General features: G+C 40.7%; 15 protein-coding genes, 1 pseudogene and 1 riboswitch. Of the genes and pseudogenes, 5 read left to right on the top strand and 11 right to left on the bottom strand.

Features of this window, described 5'->3' with window-relative positions:
- Positions 1–226 precede the first annotated feature (226 nt).
- From ACIQ0C_RS25835 to ACIQ0C_RS25810, 6 genes and pseudogenes are all read right to left on the bottom strand, one after another.
- Positions 227–709 (bottom strand): GNAT family N-acetyltransferase, encoded by a 483-nt coding sequence (locus ACIQ0C_RS25835; RefSeq protein ID WP_403065378.1) that lies wholly within the window; start codon positions 707–709, stop codon positions 227–229.
- Between the two features lie 987 nt (positions 710–1,696).
- A complete protein-coding gene (locus tag ACIQ0C_RS25830; protein WP_403065375.1) occupies positions 1,697–2,266 on the bottom strand; it encodes a YdhK family protein in 570 nt (189 codons plus the stop codon).
- 304 nt (positions 2,267–2,570) lie between these two features.
- Positions 2,571–3,182 carry a hypothetical protein gene (locus ACIQ0C_RS25825; protein ID WP_403065372.1) on the bottom strand — a complete coding sequence of 204 codons (612 nt, stop codon included), beginning with the start codon at positions 3,180–3,182 and terminating at the stop codon, positions 2,571–2,573.
- Positions 3,183–3,534: 352 nt separating this feature from the next.
- Positions 3,535–4,302: pseudogene (locus tag ACIQ0C_RS25820) on the bottom strand (arylamine N-acetyltransferase family protein).
- A 194-nt stretch (positions 4,303–4,496) separates the two neighbouring features.
- The gene (locus ACIQ0C_RS25815) at positions 4,497–5,477 is read right to left on the bottom strand and encodes an NAD(P)H-quinone oxidoreductase (RefSeq protein WP_403065369.1); all 981 of its coding nucleotides are present in this window, start codon (positions 5,475–5,477) and stop codon (positions 4,497–4,499) included.
- A gap of 179 nt (positions 5,478–5,656) precedes the next feature.
- Entirely contained in the window at positions 5,657–6,502 is an 846-nt protein-coding gene (locus tag ACIQ0C_RS25810) for a manganese catalase (protein ID WP_403065366.1), read from the bottom strand.
- A 271-nt stretch (positions 6,503–6,773) separates the two neighbouring features.
- Here ACIQ0C_RS25810 and ACIQ0C_RS25805 point away from each other — a divergent pair, with 271 nt between their 5' ends.
- From ACIQ0C_RS25805 to ACIQ0C_RS25795, 3 genes are all read left to right on the top strand, one after another.
- The gene (locus tag ACIQ0C_RS25805) at positions 6,774–7,292 is read left to right on the top strand and encodes a DUF2243 domain-containing protein (RefSeq protein ID WP_403065363.1); all 519 of its coding nucleotides are present in this window, start codon (positions 6,774–6,776) and stop codon (positions 7,290–7,292) included.
- A gap of 55 nt (positions 7,293–7,347) precedes the next feature.
- The gene (locus ACIQ0C_RS25800; protein WP_403065384.1) at positions 7,348–8,064 is read left to right on the top strand and encodes a cytochrome c oxidase assembly protein; all 717 of its coding nucleotides are present in this window, start codon (positions 7,348–7,350) and stop codon (positions 8,062–8,064) included.
- Positions 8,065–8,167: 103 nt separating this feature from the next.
- Positions 8,168–8,533, top strand: a complete 366-nt coding sequence (locus tag ACIQ0C_RS25795) for a carboxymuconolactone decarboxylase family protein (protein WP_249594042.1) — start codon at positions 8,168–8,170, stop codon at positions 8,531–8,533.
- 57 nt (positions 8,534–8,590) lie between these two features.
- On the opposite strand, the gene ACIQ0C_RS25790 is transcribed toward ACIQ0C_RS25795, so the two are convergent.
- Complete coding sequence (locus ACIQ0C_RS25790; RefSeq protein ID WP_402837110.1) at positions 8,591–9,223, bottom strand: spore coat protein; 633 nt, start codon at positions 9,221–9,223, stop codon at positions 8,591–8,593.
- Positions 9,224–9,402: 179 nt separating this feature from the next.
- On the opposite strand from ACIQ0C_RS25790, the gene ACIQ0C_RS25785 reads away from it, so the two are divergent.
- Together ACIQ0C_RS25785 and ACIQ0C_RS25780 are read left to right on the top strand one after the other, a co-directional pair.
- The gene (locus ACIQ0C_RS25785) at positions 9,403–9,546 is read left to right on the top strand and encodes a hypothetical protein (RefSeq protein WP_174878762.1); all 144 of its coding nucleotides are present in this window, start codon (positions 9,403–9,405) and stop codon (positions 9,544–9,546) included.
- 102 nt (positions 9,547–9,648) lie between these two features.
- Entirely contained in the window at positions 9,649–10,158 is a 510-nt protein-coding gene (locus tag ACIQ0C_RS25780) for a DUF3231 family protein (protein WP_403065358.1), read from the top strand.
- Positions 10,159–10,436: 278 nt separating this feature from the next.
- Here the strand turns inward: ACIQ0C_RS25780 and thiC are convergent, their stop codons facing one another.
- The 4 genes from thiC to ACIQ0C_RS25760 form a co-directional block, all read right to left on the bottom strand.
- On the bottom strand, positions 10,437–12,218 hold the full coding sequence (gene thiC, locus ACIQ0C_RS25775) for a phosphomethylpyrimidine synthase ThiC (protein WP_403065355.1): 1,782 nt from the start codon (positions 12,216–12,218) through the stop codon (positions 10,437–10,439).
- Between the two features lie 136 nt (positions 12,219–12,354).
- A riboswitch (TPP riboswitch) is annotated at positions 12,355–12,469 on the bottom strand.
- A 115-nt stretch (positions 12,470–12,584) separates the two neighbouring features.
- Positions 12,585–13,373, bottom strand: coding sequence for an HAD family hydrolase (locus ACIQ0C_RS25770; protein ID WP_403065352.1), 789 nt, complete (start codon positions 13,371–13,373; stop codon positions 12,585–12,587).
- Positions 13,374–13,530: 157 nt separating this feature from the next.
- Positions 13,531–14,076: a histidine phosphatase family protein gene (locus tag ACIQ0C_RS25765; RefSeq protein WP_403065349.1), complete on the bottom strand. Its 546-nt coding sequence runs from the start codon at positions 14,074–14,076 to the stop codon at positions 13,531–13,533.
- A gap of 269 nt (positions 14,077–14,345) precedes the next feature.
- Positions 14,346–14,798 carry a hypothetical protein gene (locus ACIQ0C_RS25760; RefSeq protein ID WP_403065346.1) on the bottom strand — a complete coding sequence of 151 codons (453 nt, stop codon included), beginning with the start codon at positions 14,796–14,798 and terminating at the stop codon, positions 14,346–14,348.
- Positions 14,799–14,935 lie beyond the last annotated feature (137 nt).

The raw sequence follows: 14,935 nt of genomic DNA, 5'->3' as shown, positions 1-14,935 counted from the left end.
AGAGCCCAAATCTCTTATCCTTTGGTCAAAATTTCAAGGGAATTTTAAAAGGGGTTCGGAATTTTTTAAATTCCGAACCCCTTTTGTCTACAAACCGAAATAAGCATCGTTTAGATGCTTATTTTGCGTTTAACCACCACTTCATATTTAAGCTGACTGTATACTGACGTTTAATACATTCCTTTCCTATCAGGTCAAAGCATTCCGGAAGTTACCTAAGTTCCCCTTAATCCAGAGCCAAGTGGAAAATAAATTCCTCCCCTTCTTCGCCGTTAAATCTGTATCCTTTGTCAATGAACCCAGCTTTTTTATATAAATTTATCGCTGGGATATTCGAATGATGCACCGTTAGAATTATCTCATCTTTATCTGGATGACTTAGTTTGATCATATCAGGCAACACTTTTAAAGTCTTAAAAGCTAGCCCCTTTTTTTGATGGCGCAAATCCAAAGAGAATGATTTAAGAAGAATCGCATTCTCATTACTTGTATATTGATTTCCCGCTTTATCCGTATATAAAGCAAAACAACCAATCAAATCCTCATCTAAATAAATGACCATGGGGAGGTTATATTTATCCTTCCTGAAGTCTTCGATAACTTTCAAAGGTAAAGAAGTATAGATTGCTTGTTCTATAGGTAAACAATAATTTCTCAGTGCCTCATAGTCATTTTCGATAAATGGTCTAATAGTTAATCCAGTCACCATTCGCACCTCATTTTTTCATATCTGATAAATCCATATTAACAGATACTTAAGTTTTACAATCAACTGCAAAATATTTTTCAAGAAAATTCATTCATAAAAAAAGGAATGGCTTTGTTTACCATTCCTTCAAACTGTAGACAAACTCGATGAAAATCAAGTTTGCCTGCAGTTTTTTATTTAAATAGTTCAGATGATTTCAGAGATTCACTCCCTTTCCGCCGACTGTCTGCCAAGCCTCCTCGGCACAAGCGCCTGTGGGGTCTCGGCTAGCCAGTTATTCGGCAGGAGTGTCGCAAATCTCTTTAATCCAATGATGCTTACAGTAAAAAACATCAAGGATAATCTAGTCTTGTTTGAGTATTATGGTTCGGGATGAGAGCATTCCGAATCTCCTTTTGTAGACAAACTCGATGAAGACTCAGTTTGCCCGCAGTTTTTTATTTAAATAGTTCAGTTGATTTCAGAGATTCACTCCCTTTCCGCCGACTGTCTGCCAAGCCTCCTCGGCACAAGCGCCTGTGGGGTTCGGCTAGCCAGTTATTCGGCAGGAGTGTCGCAAATCTCTTTAATCCAATGAGGCTTACAGTAAAAAACATCAAGGATAATCTAGTCTTGTTTGAGTATTATGGTTCGGGATGAGAGCATTCCGAATCTCCTTTTGTAGACAAACTCGATGAAGACTCAGTTTGCCCGCAGTTTTTTATTTAAATAGTTCAGTTGATTTCAGAGATTCACTCCCTTTCCGCCGACTGTCTGCCAAGCCTCCTCGCCGACATGCGTCTCCGGGATCTTGGCTAGCCAGTTATTCGGCAGGAGTGTCGCAAATCTCTTTAATCCAATGAGGCTCACAGTAAAAAACATCAAGGATAATCTAGTCTTGTTTTTAAAATCATGGTTAGGGATGAGAGCATTCCGAATCTCCTTTTGTCACAAACTGAAGGAATTTCCAATCCTTTTTTCTTCTGTTTTTAAACTCATGATGTTAAATCATTTAGACGGTGATAATTCACTTTCCGTTACCCATTTATGGTTCTTCACTTTTTCTCCTCCCGTAGTCGGTGTGAAATCGACCATATAAACAGTCGTTTCTTCAGCAGATTCAACTTCAGCGACAGCCCCGTTCATCCCTTCCATATGAGATGCATTTACTGTGACCTCCGCTCCGGGTTCATATGTTTTCTCACCTGCATCTTTGATTTCTTCGTGAATGATCCATTTATGATTTTCCACTTTTTCTCCGCCTGTTGCAGGCGTATACGATATTGCATAAGCAGTCGTATCAAAGGCACCCACTATTGTTGCTTTGGCCCCCTTCATGCTTTCCATATGACCTGATTCGATAATCGCTTGACTTCCAACTTCATAGGTTGGATTTTCTGCGGCTTTTAATCCCTCCGGAACATCACCCGAGCTAGAATGGTTCATGTCCATTTCACTATGTTCCTTTTCTTCTTTATCTTCTTTGTTTTTATCATCGCTGTTGGAACATGCTCCAAGGACTAAAAACAGGGCTGCTAATAATGATAAGATGGTCGGCAATTTTGTTCTTTTTTTCATATTGAATAAAACCTCCTTTATGATTACATCCATCTTACCAATTAAATGTGCAGAAAATATGGAGTACACTCGTAGCATAAGACATAGATCCTGTACTTTTTAAGCAATGGTCCTGACTGAATTTAACCTGATAGCGAACATATTAAAGGACTGGATAAAAGTGAACAGCATGCCATCGAGAGTGGTTTAACGAGGTAAAAGAGATGATTTATTGCAGAGGATATTTGAGTTATTCAATCCTGCCGGACATTGCCTGGAAATCAAGCAAGAAGGACTTGGTCAAAAGTCCTTCTTCTGTCTAGTATCAGAAAGTTGATTGTTCGATTTTTTGCATGATATGTGAAAGGTTCATGGAGGCATGTTTTTTATAATCCCTGCCTATGGATTTGAATAACCCTTTCGCTATACCTATTAACATGATTTTGGTATGTCCATCCGAAATAATGGACTTATTAGGGAAACTTGATTCAGCTTGTGCACCGCCAATCTTATTGGCTGTTTCCTTAATAAAATCAATGATTTTAATTTCCTGGATTTTCCCTTCGATATCGGTTTTATAGATAATTTGATTTCTCCAAAGCTTTAGCTCAATTCTCTGTTTAGTATAATCGAAGAGTTCTTCCGTAATATGAACATTGCTCATTTGATTGGTGTCTTTAATGGGATACAATTTCGGGTTTGGATTGATTTTCTTTATTAAGGATTGGTCAATTGTGACCTTTTCCCGCTTTATGCGCGTATTTTTCGTTTCACATAGAATCAGCCTTAACTGTCCGGCAATTATATTGTTGAACTCTTCTAATCCAAAGAATTCAACAAGCATTACACTATATTCCAAAATGGTGATCGCTTCATCGAATTTTCGTTTAGCAGCTGCATTCGATCTAGTAAAAACCAATCGATTCTTCCTCTCCATATCCTTCTCACCCCACTGAATTCGAATCTATTGAATAAATAGTAAAAACATCCATAAAGGATGTTTCAGACTGTAGACAAATTCGTAGAAAGCGAGTTTGCCTACAGTTTTCAAGTGTTCTCAGAAATTCGCTCCCTTTCCGCCGACTGACAGGCCCCCCCTCGCCAAGCATTCAGCGGTTCTCAACTTGCCAGCAATTCAGCAGTAGTGTCGCAAATTTCTTCAATATAGTAATAATTTTCTAAGTCTTGCATCAATGACATCCCATGGAATGATCATGCTGTTCATAAAAAACTGTCGAGAATGGACAATCTTTCGATAAGGACTCCTTCGATATTCAGACCTTTTTCCACTATCTTTTGAAGTGCTGTTTCATTAACTCTTTAAATCGTGTTCCATCTATTTCTTCTTTCGTCACTTTCCCATCTTCCCACTGTGTAAAGGATGTATCAGTTAAAGTGATGTTCCCACTATTTGTCAAACGGGTGATTAATGGATGCTTATTGAATGGCGATTGGGGATTTTCCCTGATGATCGTTTGGACCTCATTAAGTTCCGCTACATTTCCCACCGGTTTTGCAGAATCGAAAGCATACCCTATTCTCCAATCGCGATCTTTATGTTTCAGTTTTAATTCAAGGATATGATCTCCATGGTCGGTACTTTCTTTTTTTATCCTGAATTCACCATTTCAGGAAACGACCGTTTCTCCATTCAACGGAACTGGTTTTAGAGGCAGATTCCCGCCAAAACCCGTATCGATCAAATAGGCTTGGCCCTCATGGTTCAATAGAATGGTGACATGTGTCCTTCCTATGGTCATCCACCCCTGATTATAGATGACACCCCGAACCAATGATACATCAAAGTCATTTTCCACCAGGAAAAAATAAAGGGCTGTATTCAATTCATAGCATAATCCACCCTCATTCCTCACGAGGATTTTGTTCATGATATTCGCTTTATTGATATCACTCAGATGGGATGCCATGATTGACAAGTTTTCAAAAGGAATGGTTTTCGCTGTCTTATCCAGAATTTCATCTAATTTCTCAAATGTTAGTTTCACATCTTCCTGGACCCCTATTCTTTTCCTGAATAATGCATTCAGTTCATTCATTAAGATTCCCCCCTTTAAACAGATACCGGCGAAAAGTATCTTGACTTTGTATATATTCATTATACTTTGTCCATTTTTCATTCTTCAATCAATCTGCCATTAGCTCCACCTTTTCACCTGTAAAGAGGTCGCCCAATAATGCCTTAATCCTGGGCAACCTCCCCCATTCATGCACCGAAGCAGTTTTTCTTTAATCATTCATTTACCTGTAATATGATTTTACCTAAATTCTTATTGGCTTCCATATGTTCATGCGCCCTTTGTACCTCTCCAAAAGGGAAGACATGGTCCACGATTGCCTTGATTTCATTTTTGAGGAACAACGGCATTGCCTTTTTAACGAATTCACCCGTTAACTCTTTTTTATATTCATCACTCCGAGGAGTTAGTAGAGTTCCTTTTAATTGAACTCTTTTTAAGAGAAGTTCCATCAGGTTCACATTCTCGACTACAGTTCCGCCTAGAATGCCTATCAGTACCCATCGTCCATCAGTTTTTATGCTTTTGAGGTTTTTCTCCCAGTAAGAAGCACCGATGAAATCCAGGATAACATCCACTCCTTGATTATTTGTAGCTTTCAGTACTTCCTCATCAAAAGATTGTTCTTTATAGTTGATACAGATATCCGCTCCTAGTGAGTGACAGAAATCCAATTTTTCCTTTGAGCCGGCCGTAGTGATTATTTTCGCTTTTGTCATTTTTTTTGCCAGTTGGATAGCTGCTGTGCCTACACCGCTTCCGCCAGCATGAATCAATACCGTCTCTCGATCAGTCAATTCCCCTAACCAAAACAAAGTTTGGTACGCAGTCAAGAATACTTCAGGAATCGCTGCTGCCTCTTCAAATGACAGGTTATCCGGAATCTTCATTGCTCGATCAGCCGGCATCAAGGCATATTGAGCATAACCGCCGCCGTTTACAAGGCCCATCACCCTCGTCCCCAATTGTATATTTGTACCTTCCCCTGTTTCCACCACTTCCCCAGAAACTTCAATCCCCAATATTGGATTGGCCATATAACCGGATTTACCTTCCCGGGAAACAATATCCGTTCTATTTATCGCAGAGGCTTTAACCTTTATTAATATTTCCCCTTTTCCGGGCATGGGCTTTGAAAAATCTTTAAATAGTAATTGTTCTGCACCACCCGGTTCTTTAACCACTACTGCTTTCATTTGCCCCACTCCTATCAATTAAATTAGTGACCATCCTTTTAAAATGGTTTGTCTTGGAGTTGGAAACTATCCTACTCCAAAAAATATCCACAAGCAAACAATTAGGTTTTGTAAACATGATAGAATAAAAAAACCCGATGTCCCTTTCGAGGCCATCGAGCTTTTTTGAAAAGTTTATATTACCTTTTATTAAGCGATTGACTTCTATCCAGGTCATGATGCACTTGTGGTGCAGGAACCTTAGGGTTAGGAATCTGCCCTTTTGCAACTGGTTCAGCTACATAAACAAAATCTCCCGTACCATCTGGGGCGCTTCCTGTTGCCCACAGGCCGTCTGCTGATTCATTACCTTCTGACAAGTTCCAGAATTCGTACGCTTCCGGTTGAGATTCCATTTCCGCTTCCGGTGGGAATGATGCGGGGACGACAACGCCATTTTTTTCTTCGAGTTCTGCAATGGCCGCCATCCATTGATATTGGTGGTAACGATCACGGGCTAACATTTTACGGAAGGTAGCACGTACCCCTTCATCTTTGGTCATATGATATAATCGGGCCACTTGAAGGCGTCCTTGGCTTTCAGCATGCAGATTCGATCGCATGTCCGCTAATAAATTTCCGCTGGCTACAATATAAGATCCGTTCCAAGGCACCCCATTCGAGTTGGTTGGCAGTCCGCCAAGACCGCTTACGAGCAAATGCTGGGGATTGATTCCACCCATGATCGCTGCTGTAGCAGGATCTTTTGCGGCTTCTGCTTGATCTTCCGGAGAAGCGCCATCAAGTAATTGACTAATGAGTGAACAAAGCATCTCTACATGTCCAATTTCCTCTGTACCGATATCCATCAGCATATCTTTGTATTTTTCTTCTCCACGGCTGTTAAAACCCTGAAAAAGATATTGCATCATGACAGTCATTTCCCCAAACTGTCCACCTAACACTTCCTGAATTTGACGGGCAAGCATCGGATCTGGTCGATCTACCTTAACTTCAAATTGCAATTCTTTTTGATGGCGAAACATATTAACTCCTCCTTTTTTTATATGATGTACGGTTTTTTATTACCCGCCTGTACATGCATGAAACCTTAATCCAGTTATAATGAACAATAATTAGAAAAAATTCACATTCATTAACATTGATTACCGAACTAAAAAGCAAAGGATTATCTTTGTGCTATGAATCGCTCAATAAATAAGATTTATAAAAGGTCCATTTACCTGTCTATAACTTTACAATACAGGGTAAAGTAGAAAGAACCATATATAGGAAAATACAAAAGGAGGATGGAAAATGGATTTCAAGCCCCGAAATCAAAAAGATCAATCCATTTCGGAATTACGTTATACTTATTCCGCCCGTAACCTATGGTTCGGTTTTCTATTCGGGATCGGATTGGTGGCATTCATCGATGAGGCCATCTTTCATCAACTATTGCATTGGCACCATTTCTATGACAAGTCCACAACCAATATTGGGCTTGTCTCGGATGGTTTATTTCATGCCCTAAGCTGGTTCGCAACGGTCGGGTCGTTATTCATGTTCGCTGACCTTCGCCGTCGAAAGGGATTATGGCTGAAAAGGTGGATAGGGGGAGTTTTGCTCGGGGCAGGTTCTTTCCAGTTATATGACGGAATCATCCAGCACAAGCTGATGCGCCTCCATCAAATCCGTTACAATGTCGATATTTTCCCATACGACTTGACTTGGAACATTGCCGCTACAATCATGATCTTGATCGGCATTGCCCTCGTCATTCAAACAAGGCGCAGCTTACTTAAAATGAAAGAAGACGCCAGCAATGCACAGTAATGGACATATTCATGATAATGGAACTGGTTTTGAACCGATTTTATTGATTCTACTCATGCTGGTTATAGTCATTTATATCGCAGCTGTCATAATTTCGAACCGCCGCTATAAAAAATGGCCCTTATACCGTACCTTCTTGTGGATTCTTGGCACTCTCTGTGCAGCCTCAGCAATTATAGGCCCTATAGCCAATCGCGCACATATGGACTTTACGGCGCATATGGTTGGTCATTTACTGCTTGGAATGATTGCACCCATCCTGCTCGTGCTTGCTGCACCTATTACGCTTGCACTGCGCACACTTGATGTACAATCAGCAAGACGTCTTTCAAAGGTGTTGAAAAGTTGGCCGCTGCGCATTATGAGCAATCCAATCACTGCCTCCGTGCTTAATATTGGGGGGCTTTGGATACTTTATACGACTGGTTTGTACGGGTTGATGCATCAGAATGCCCTTCTGCATGCATTAGTGCATTTTCACGTGTTCATAGCGGGCTATCTATTCACTGCGTCCATGATTTATATGGACCCTGCGCCCCACAGGTTCAGCTTCATGTTTCGAGCTATCGTATTTACAATTTCACTGGCCGGCCATGATATCCTTTCTAAATATATTTTTGCCCACCCGCCAAGCGGAGTCACCAAGGTACAAGCGAAAAATGGCGGAATGTTAATGTACTATGCCGGTGATGCCATTGACGTTGCACTTATATGCATCCTTTGCTATCAATGGCTCAAAGCCACCCGGCCCAAGGGATCACTTGCCTTGTAGGAAGGCGGTTCCATGATTACTTCGGTTAACTCCTGTTTAATCGTCCAACATTTAGCTCATACTAATTTTTGATGAAAAAATTTGGGATGGAGCTGAATGAAAAATGGAATATGAAGCTAACAATTCTACTGAAAATGCTCTTCGTGATTATAAAGCTGGAATCGGTGCCTTTACGCATAAAATGCCAGATCTTGCTGAGAAATTCAATTCGTTTACGGAAGAGTGCTTTAAAGAAGGTCAATTATCCAAGAAAGAAAAACAGCTTATCGCACTAGGAATAAGCCTATATTCACAAGATGAATACTGTATTATCTATCATACAAAAGGATGTCTTGATCAAGGTTGTTCCGAACAAGAAATTCTTGAAGCCATTGGTGTGACCGCGGCATTTGGCGGAGGAGCAACCATGAGTCAGGCTGTTACCCTCGTACAGGAATGCATTCAGGAAATCAATCAGATGAAACAATGATAAAAAAGGGATAGGAGAATTAATCCTATCCCTTCTTTATGTTCTTAATAAATGCTTTTAATGACTCATGTTATTGTTATTTCCTTGTGCGGGTGCATACGAATTCATCATTTGTTGCATATCCTGCTGTGCAAGCTGCGGAACTTGGTAATAATGATGTTTGTTTTGATAAATCGAAATCTCATATGCCATTTCAATGCAATTCGGAACGGAATCTGCAAATACGCGGCGAACCACCGGATTCGTTATTTCAAGCGCTGCCATCGCCTTCATGGATGCTGCAGACTTAACAGCTCCAAGCATCAAGCCTGAAATGCATTCATCCGTAATTTCCGATACGGATTGCAAAGGTTTCTTTGGCTGAGTTGGTGTCAATCCATATATAAAATCGTTACCTTGATTCATTTTGTAGCTCTGAGTCGGTTTGGAAGGATCCTGGCCCGTTTGGAAGCACTCCAATGAAATATTATATTCATCTTGGATGAACTGATATTGACGATCCAGAATGTCGAGTAATTCCTGATCTTGGATATGCTGACGCAAAAGAGTATATGTGTTTAAAGTACCAATCGCTCCCGACAACACTTCATGTACATCGAATACTTCGTGACCACCGTGATTCATTTGTGGGGGAATGGCACCCGTTTGCATGTTCTGGTGTACTTGACCTTGTTGATATTGGTTTTGCATTGTATTTCCCTCCTCGTTTTATCAATCATGCGAACACGTTTAGTATGTTAAACCCCAACCGGATTATTCTATCTAAACTCTTCCAAGAAGACCAAAAAGCTGCTACATCATTTTTTTCTGTATAAAAAAAAACGTGGCGCTTTAAACTATAAACACTTTATAACATGGGAGGATTTCTAATGACACATCAATGCTTCTATTGTAGTGATGTCACGGAAGAAAAAAAAATCCATGTCGTAACATTTCAAGTTACTGACACGGATAGAAATGAAATGCTTTGTGATGAATGTTATCAAGAATGGCTACAAGGAATAAAAGGTTAAGCATCAAAAGCCCTCTAACATTTCCCAAACATAAACGATGATGCATGCTTGGATGAATTCAGGGTAACTTAAATGCGTTAATGAATTTCAAGGAGGATGGTTATGGGAATTTTAAGCGGAAATCCGAAAGATGAGCCTATGCATTATGGAGAGGTATTTGGTACCTGGGCATTTCTAACAACTACAAAAGGGTTGATTGCCTGTCATCAAACTATGCTTAATCATACTGGCGACAAGGACCTGCATAAATTACTTGTTGAAGTGATCAATCAAGGGAAACAGGAACATGACCAACTTGAATCATTATTAAAAGAAAATAACGTAGGACTGCCTCCGTCACCACCTGAAAGGCCTAAAGCTAATTTGGAGGATATTCCCGTCGGGGCACGTCTTCAAGATCCTGAAATCTCTGCTTCAGTATCAATCGATATTAATGCAGGATTAGTTGCTTGCAGCCAAATGATGGGTCAATGCATCCGCGAAGATATTGCACAGATGTTTGCGCAATTCCATACCAATAAAGCTGCATTGGGTGCTGACTTCCTAAGATTGAATAAGGAAAAAGGATGGCTTGTCCCTCCTCCTCTTCATATTAGCAAAACAAGTATGTAAATAGTAATGAAATATCCCCTTAATCATGTTTTGTGATTGAATGCCCAACATGATTAAGGGATTTATTCCATAAGGACGATCAAGGAATCATTACCATTGCAAACTTTCGATTAAGTGGCACTTTGTACATTGTTGACTATAATCATTTATCACAAATTCATGGTTACAATTTTCCCGAAAAGTGTTCAGCTCCCTTTTCAGCTGTTCCAATTGAGTTTCCAACTGTTTCATTTCAATTTTTATCTGGATTACCCGATTCATCGAATTCTCCTTCGGAATCATTGATAGATTTTCCCATCCGTTTTCCTAAATTCATTCGCTTTTTCTTTAAGCCCTTCATCGATTACCGACTCAAAACCCAGACCCTTCTCCTTCGCCAAATCACGGATATCCTGAGAGATTCTCATACTGCAGAATTTTGGTCCGCACATTGAACAGAAATGGGCTGTTTTGGCACCTTCAGCCGGAAGAGTTTCATCGTGATATTCAACTGCCCTTTCAGGGTCAAGGGAAAGATTGAATTGATCTCTCCAACGAAATTCGAATCTGGCCTTCGAAAGGGCATCATCCCGTTTTCTGGCCTGCGGATGGCCTTTTGCAAGGTCAGCTGCGTGGGCTGCAATTTTGTAAGTAATGACCCCTACCCGAACATCCTCTTTATTCGGTAGCCCCAAATGCTCTTTCGGTGTCACATAGCAAAGCATGGCAGTACCAAACCATCCAATCATGGCAGCACCAATCGCAGAAGTGATATGGTCATATCCAGGAGCTATATCCGTCGTCAATGGTCCCAGGGTATAGAATGGTGCTTCTTGACAGACTTCCAGCTGCTTATCCATATTTTCTTTAATCAAATGCATCGGTACGTGACCGGGTCCCTCCACCATTACTTGAACGTCGTGCTTCCAAGCAATCTTCGTCAACTCCCCAAGTGTTTCCAATTCGGCAAATTGTGCCTCATCGTTTGCATCTGCAATGGACCCAGGACGGAGACCGTCACCTAATGAGAATGCGACATCATACGTCTTCATGATTTCACAAATCTCTTCAAAGTGAGTATAGAGAAAACTTTCTTGGTGGTGGGCCAAGCACCATTGTGCCATTATGGAGCCTCCCCTGGAAACAATGCCCGTAACTCGCTTTGCTGTCATTGGGATGTATCGCAAAAGCACACCAGCGTGTATGGTGAAGTAATCGACACCTTGCTCAGCCTGCTCGATTAATGTATCCCGGAAAACTTCCCAATTTAAATCTTCCGCGACTCCATTCACTTTTTCCAATGCTTGATATATCGGAACCGTTCCAACCGGCACAGGTGAATTCCTAATAATCCATTCCCGCGTCGTGTGAATATTCTTTCCTGTGGAAAGATCCATTATGTTGTCTGCACCCCATCGTGTTGCCCAAGTCATTTTCTCCACTTCAGCTTCGATCGATGAACTAACAGCTGAGTTTCCAATATTCGCATTTATTTTCACGTGAAAATTACGTCCGATGATCATGGGCTCACTTTCCGGATGGTTAATATTTGCCGGAATGATCGCCCGCCCGCTAGCTACCTCTTCTCTTACAAACTCAGGGGCTACATTTTCCCTGATCGAAATGAACTCCATTTCTGGAGTAATGATACCTTTGCGGGCATAATGGAGCTGGGTTACGTTTTTCCCTTTCACTGCACGCAATGGTTTTCTTTTCAATCCCGGAAAAACTTCGGCATTGGATTGTGATTCCACTTTTCTATATCCGTTATCTTCGGGCTTTATTTCACGCCCTTCATACTCTTCAACATCTTCCCGTTCCAGAACCCAGCTGCGTCTAATCGGGGAAAGGCCTTTATGAATATCAATGGGATATTCTGAATCCGTATAGAAGCCGCTTGTGTCATATACACGTAAAGGCGGATTCTCCTCTTCGCCGAATGCCCCTGTTGTCGGACTTAGCTTAATTTCACGCATAGGTACTTTAATATCGGGTCTAGATCCCTCAACATACACTTTTTTACTCCCGGCAAAACTGGACATAATTGAAACGTTCATGTCATTTACTGAATTACTCTTCATGATTTCATTTCTCCTTTTTAAGTTCATTTAAAAAGGACAAAATCCAATCCATTTCGCACGAAAAAGCCAGGTCTCAAATTTAAAGACCCGGCTAACGTTAGTATGACTACAGAAATGACCAATTGAAATGTCATCGTTCAGTAGATTCTAACTTCCCCACGCTGGTATGAACCAGATCAGGTCCTGAGGGTTAAGAAGCTTAAGCGCTTCCCTCTCAGCCCAACTTTTATTGGACACCCCTAGTCTGAATAATTTAATTGATTACAGGGTAACTATAGCTCACCCTTTTCATTCTGTAAATAATTTGAAAGACCTAATATTTTCTCTACAATTATCTAAAATTGTTATTTGGAGGAGGACCGCCAATTAATCCCTCAGGCTCTCAAGGATAGGGAAAAGCTCCTCTAAATGCGTGATTTCATAGGTTGGAATCACTTCATTCCGTTCCTTATCATGGCGATTTATCCAAACCGACTTTATACCTACCCGTGATGCTCCAAGGATATCGGTCATTAAATTATCGCCGACCATCAATACTTCATCCTTATCAAGCTCCATGATTTCCAAAGCATGCTCAAAAATGGAGGCATCCGGTTTACCTCGTCCAAATGCGCCTGAAATCACGATTTGGTCGAAATAAGGAACCAGTTCAGGCGTAATTTCAAGTTTGGTATTTTGCAATTCAGGAGATCCGTTCGTAAGCAATAGCAATTTGTACTTCCCTTTTAATTCATCCAGAACACGGAATGTTTCTTCATAGATAAATGGCTTTTTGCGTCTTTCGGCCGGGAAACGTTCTGCCAGTTCAAGCCCAAATTCCGGGTCATCGATCCCTAAAGCCTTCAAGCCCCTCGTCCACGCTTCTTTCCGATAAGCCGGTACAATCCCGGCCATCTTCCGGAATTCATCATGGTCATCTTGAAAATTCCCCCATAGTCCCTCAAATGGGTTGATTCCAATCATTTGAGTGAATGCATATGTATCGTAAGAAGAATAAAGGTCACGCGCTTCCTTCCGCACCGCTTCTTCAAACTCGTCGACATTCAGACCATATTTCTCCTTGGCAACTTGACATGTAGCCACAAAAGCCTCTTTTACACTTTTCTGATCCCAAAGTAATGTATCATCTAAATCAAAAAAAACTGCCTTCAGCAAAATGTCCACCCCTCTTTCCCCAATATTGAATTCGTAAAAATTACACTATTACAATAATAAACCACAACCAATAAAAAAAGAATAACTATTCGGAAAATGCCTGCCTCTTTCTTAAAATCAGCAAAATGGCTTACCTTTTCCTGGTGGAAACCATATATTATTTCCCTTCTCTTCTTTCAAATACATAGAGTTTTCCATTACTGGCAATCTTGAATTTTGGACCGATGAACCCTCGCCGGATCAGCTCTTTCCTCAGATATACCATGAGGGCGGCATGACTCACGATCAGAACATTCCTTTCCCCCTTTGCAAAAACTTCATCCAATACTTTATTGATCCTTTGCTCTGCAATCTTAATTTCCGCCCTTGTCTGCTTGTTGATCACCGAGCAGCAGCGAATCCAGATGGCCCAAAGGATGAACGGCAGCTTGATCCTTCCTCTCAGAGGTGGTGATGGTATTTCCCGCAGCTCCTCCATCCTATGAACCGTACCTGGATAGATGTGTTCCGCTGTCTTGACAGCTCTCGACATATCACTGCAATAACATTCTTGCCATTCCTCAACACCAAATAAAGTCGTTCCATAAATAATATCCGCAGCATCATAGTCCTCAAACCATTGCTTCATATCATCCGCCGTCACAGATCTCCCAGTAGGAAATTCATGTGCCACCTTAAAATGCCGTACCAAACCAATTTTCATATATTCTCCTTTTTATCTTTTAAAATATTCATTTCTTTTTCCTGTAAAAGCCCTTAACAATATATTAACCTATGTAAAGCTATATAATAAATGCAAGTTGAAACCATTAAAAACCTTACTGAGCTCTCCTTGACATTGTGTATGGTTAAAGGTTCTCACAGATTGAGTCACTGCAAGCATTTGATTATGATAGGGAAAGATATCATAGGCAAGACCATATGTAAAATGATCGAAAAAAGAGAAAGCATATCGCCTTCTCCTTTTATCGTTTAATCTATGAATTGAAGTTCTGTTATCGTACATCTTTTCCTGAATTTATATTTCCCGCTCAAATCACTGAATTGATAATCATTTAGGGATTTCCCCAGTTGTTCCTTTAGTTTATCCACCGTGATGGTTTCCTCAACTGTCTCTTTCCAATTTTCATTTCCCATTATCTCTTCGAACGGAATGACAGTCAGGACTTCATCATATATCTGGATGCTTTGATCGATGCCGAAGCTGCCATAGATACTGCCATTTTCATCAGCAAAGATATGCTCCGATTCCAATTCTTCCACCAACACTTCCAGATATCCCTTTGACTTAACAGGCTTGATGGCAATCTCCGCTTCTGCCTTTACAGGTCCCAATCTCTTATCGATGATCTCTATCGTCAATTTAACGTGAACGGGCGGATAACCAAACCCTTCACAAAGTTCTGCTGCCGAGTTATATACCATCTGAACATCCTCCTTTTGTCACTATCATTATATAATATAAATCCTCCATTTCCTTACCAAAAACCCTTTTTCAAGATCACCCGGTACTGCATCTCTCCTTCATCATCTGAAGGGTCAATCGTCACATTCCCGGATTC

The sequence above is a fragment of the Peribacillus sp. NPDC096448 genome (assembly GCF_044762675.1).
Taxonomy (GTDB): Bacteria; Bacillota; Bacilli; order Bacillales; family DSM-1321; genus Peribacillus; species Peribacillus frigoritolerans_B.
The sequence above is the reverse complement of the archived record's forward strand: the minus strand, read 5'-3'. Positions and strand labels throughout refer to the sequence as shown.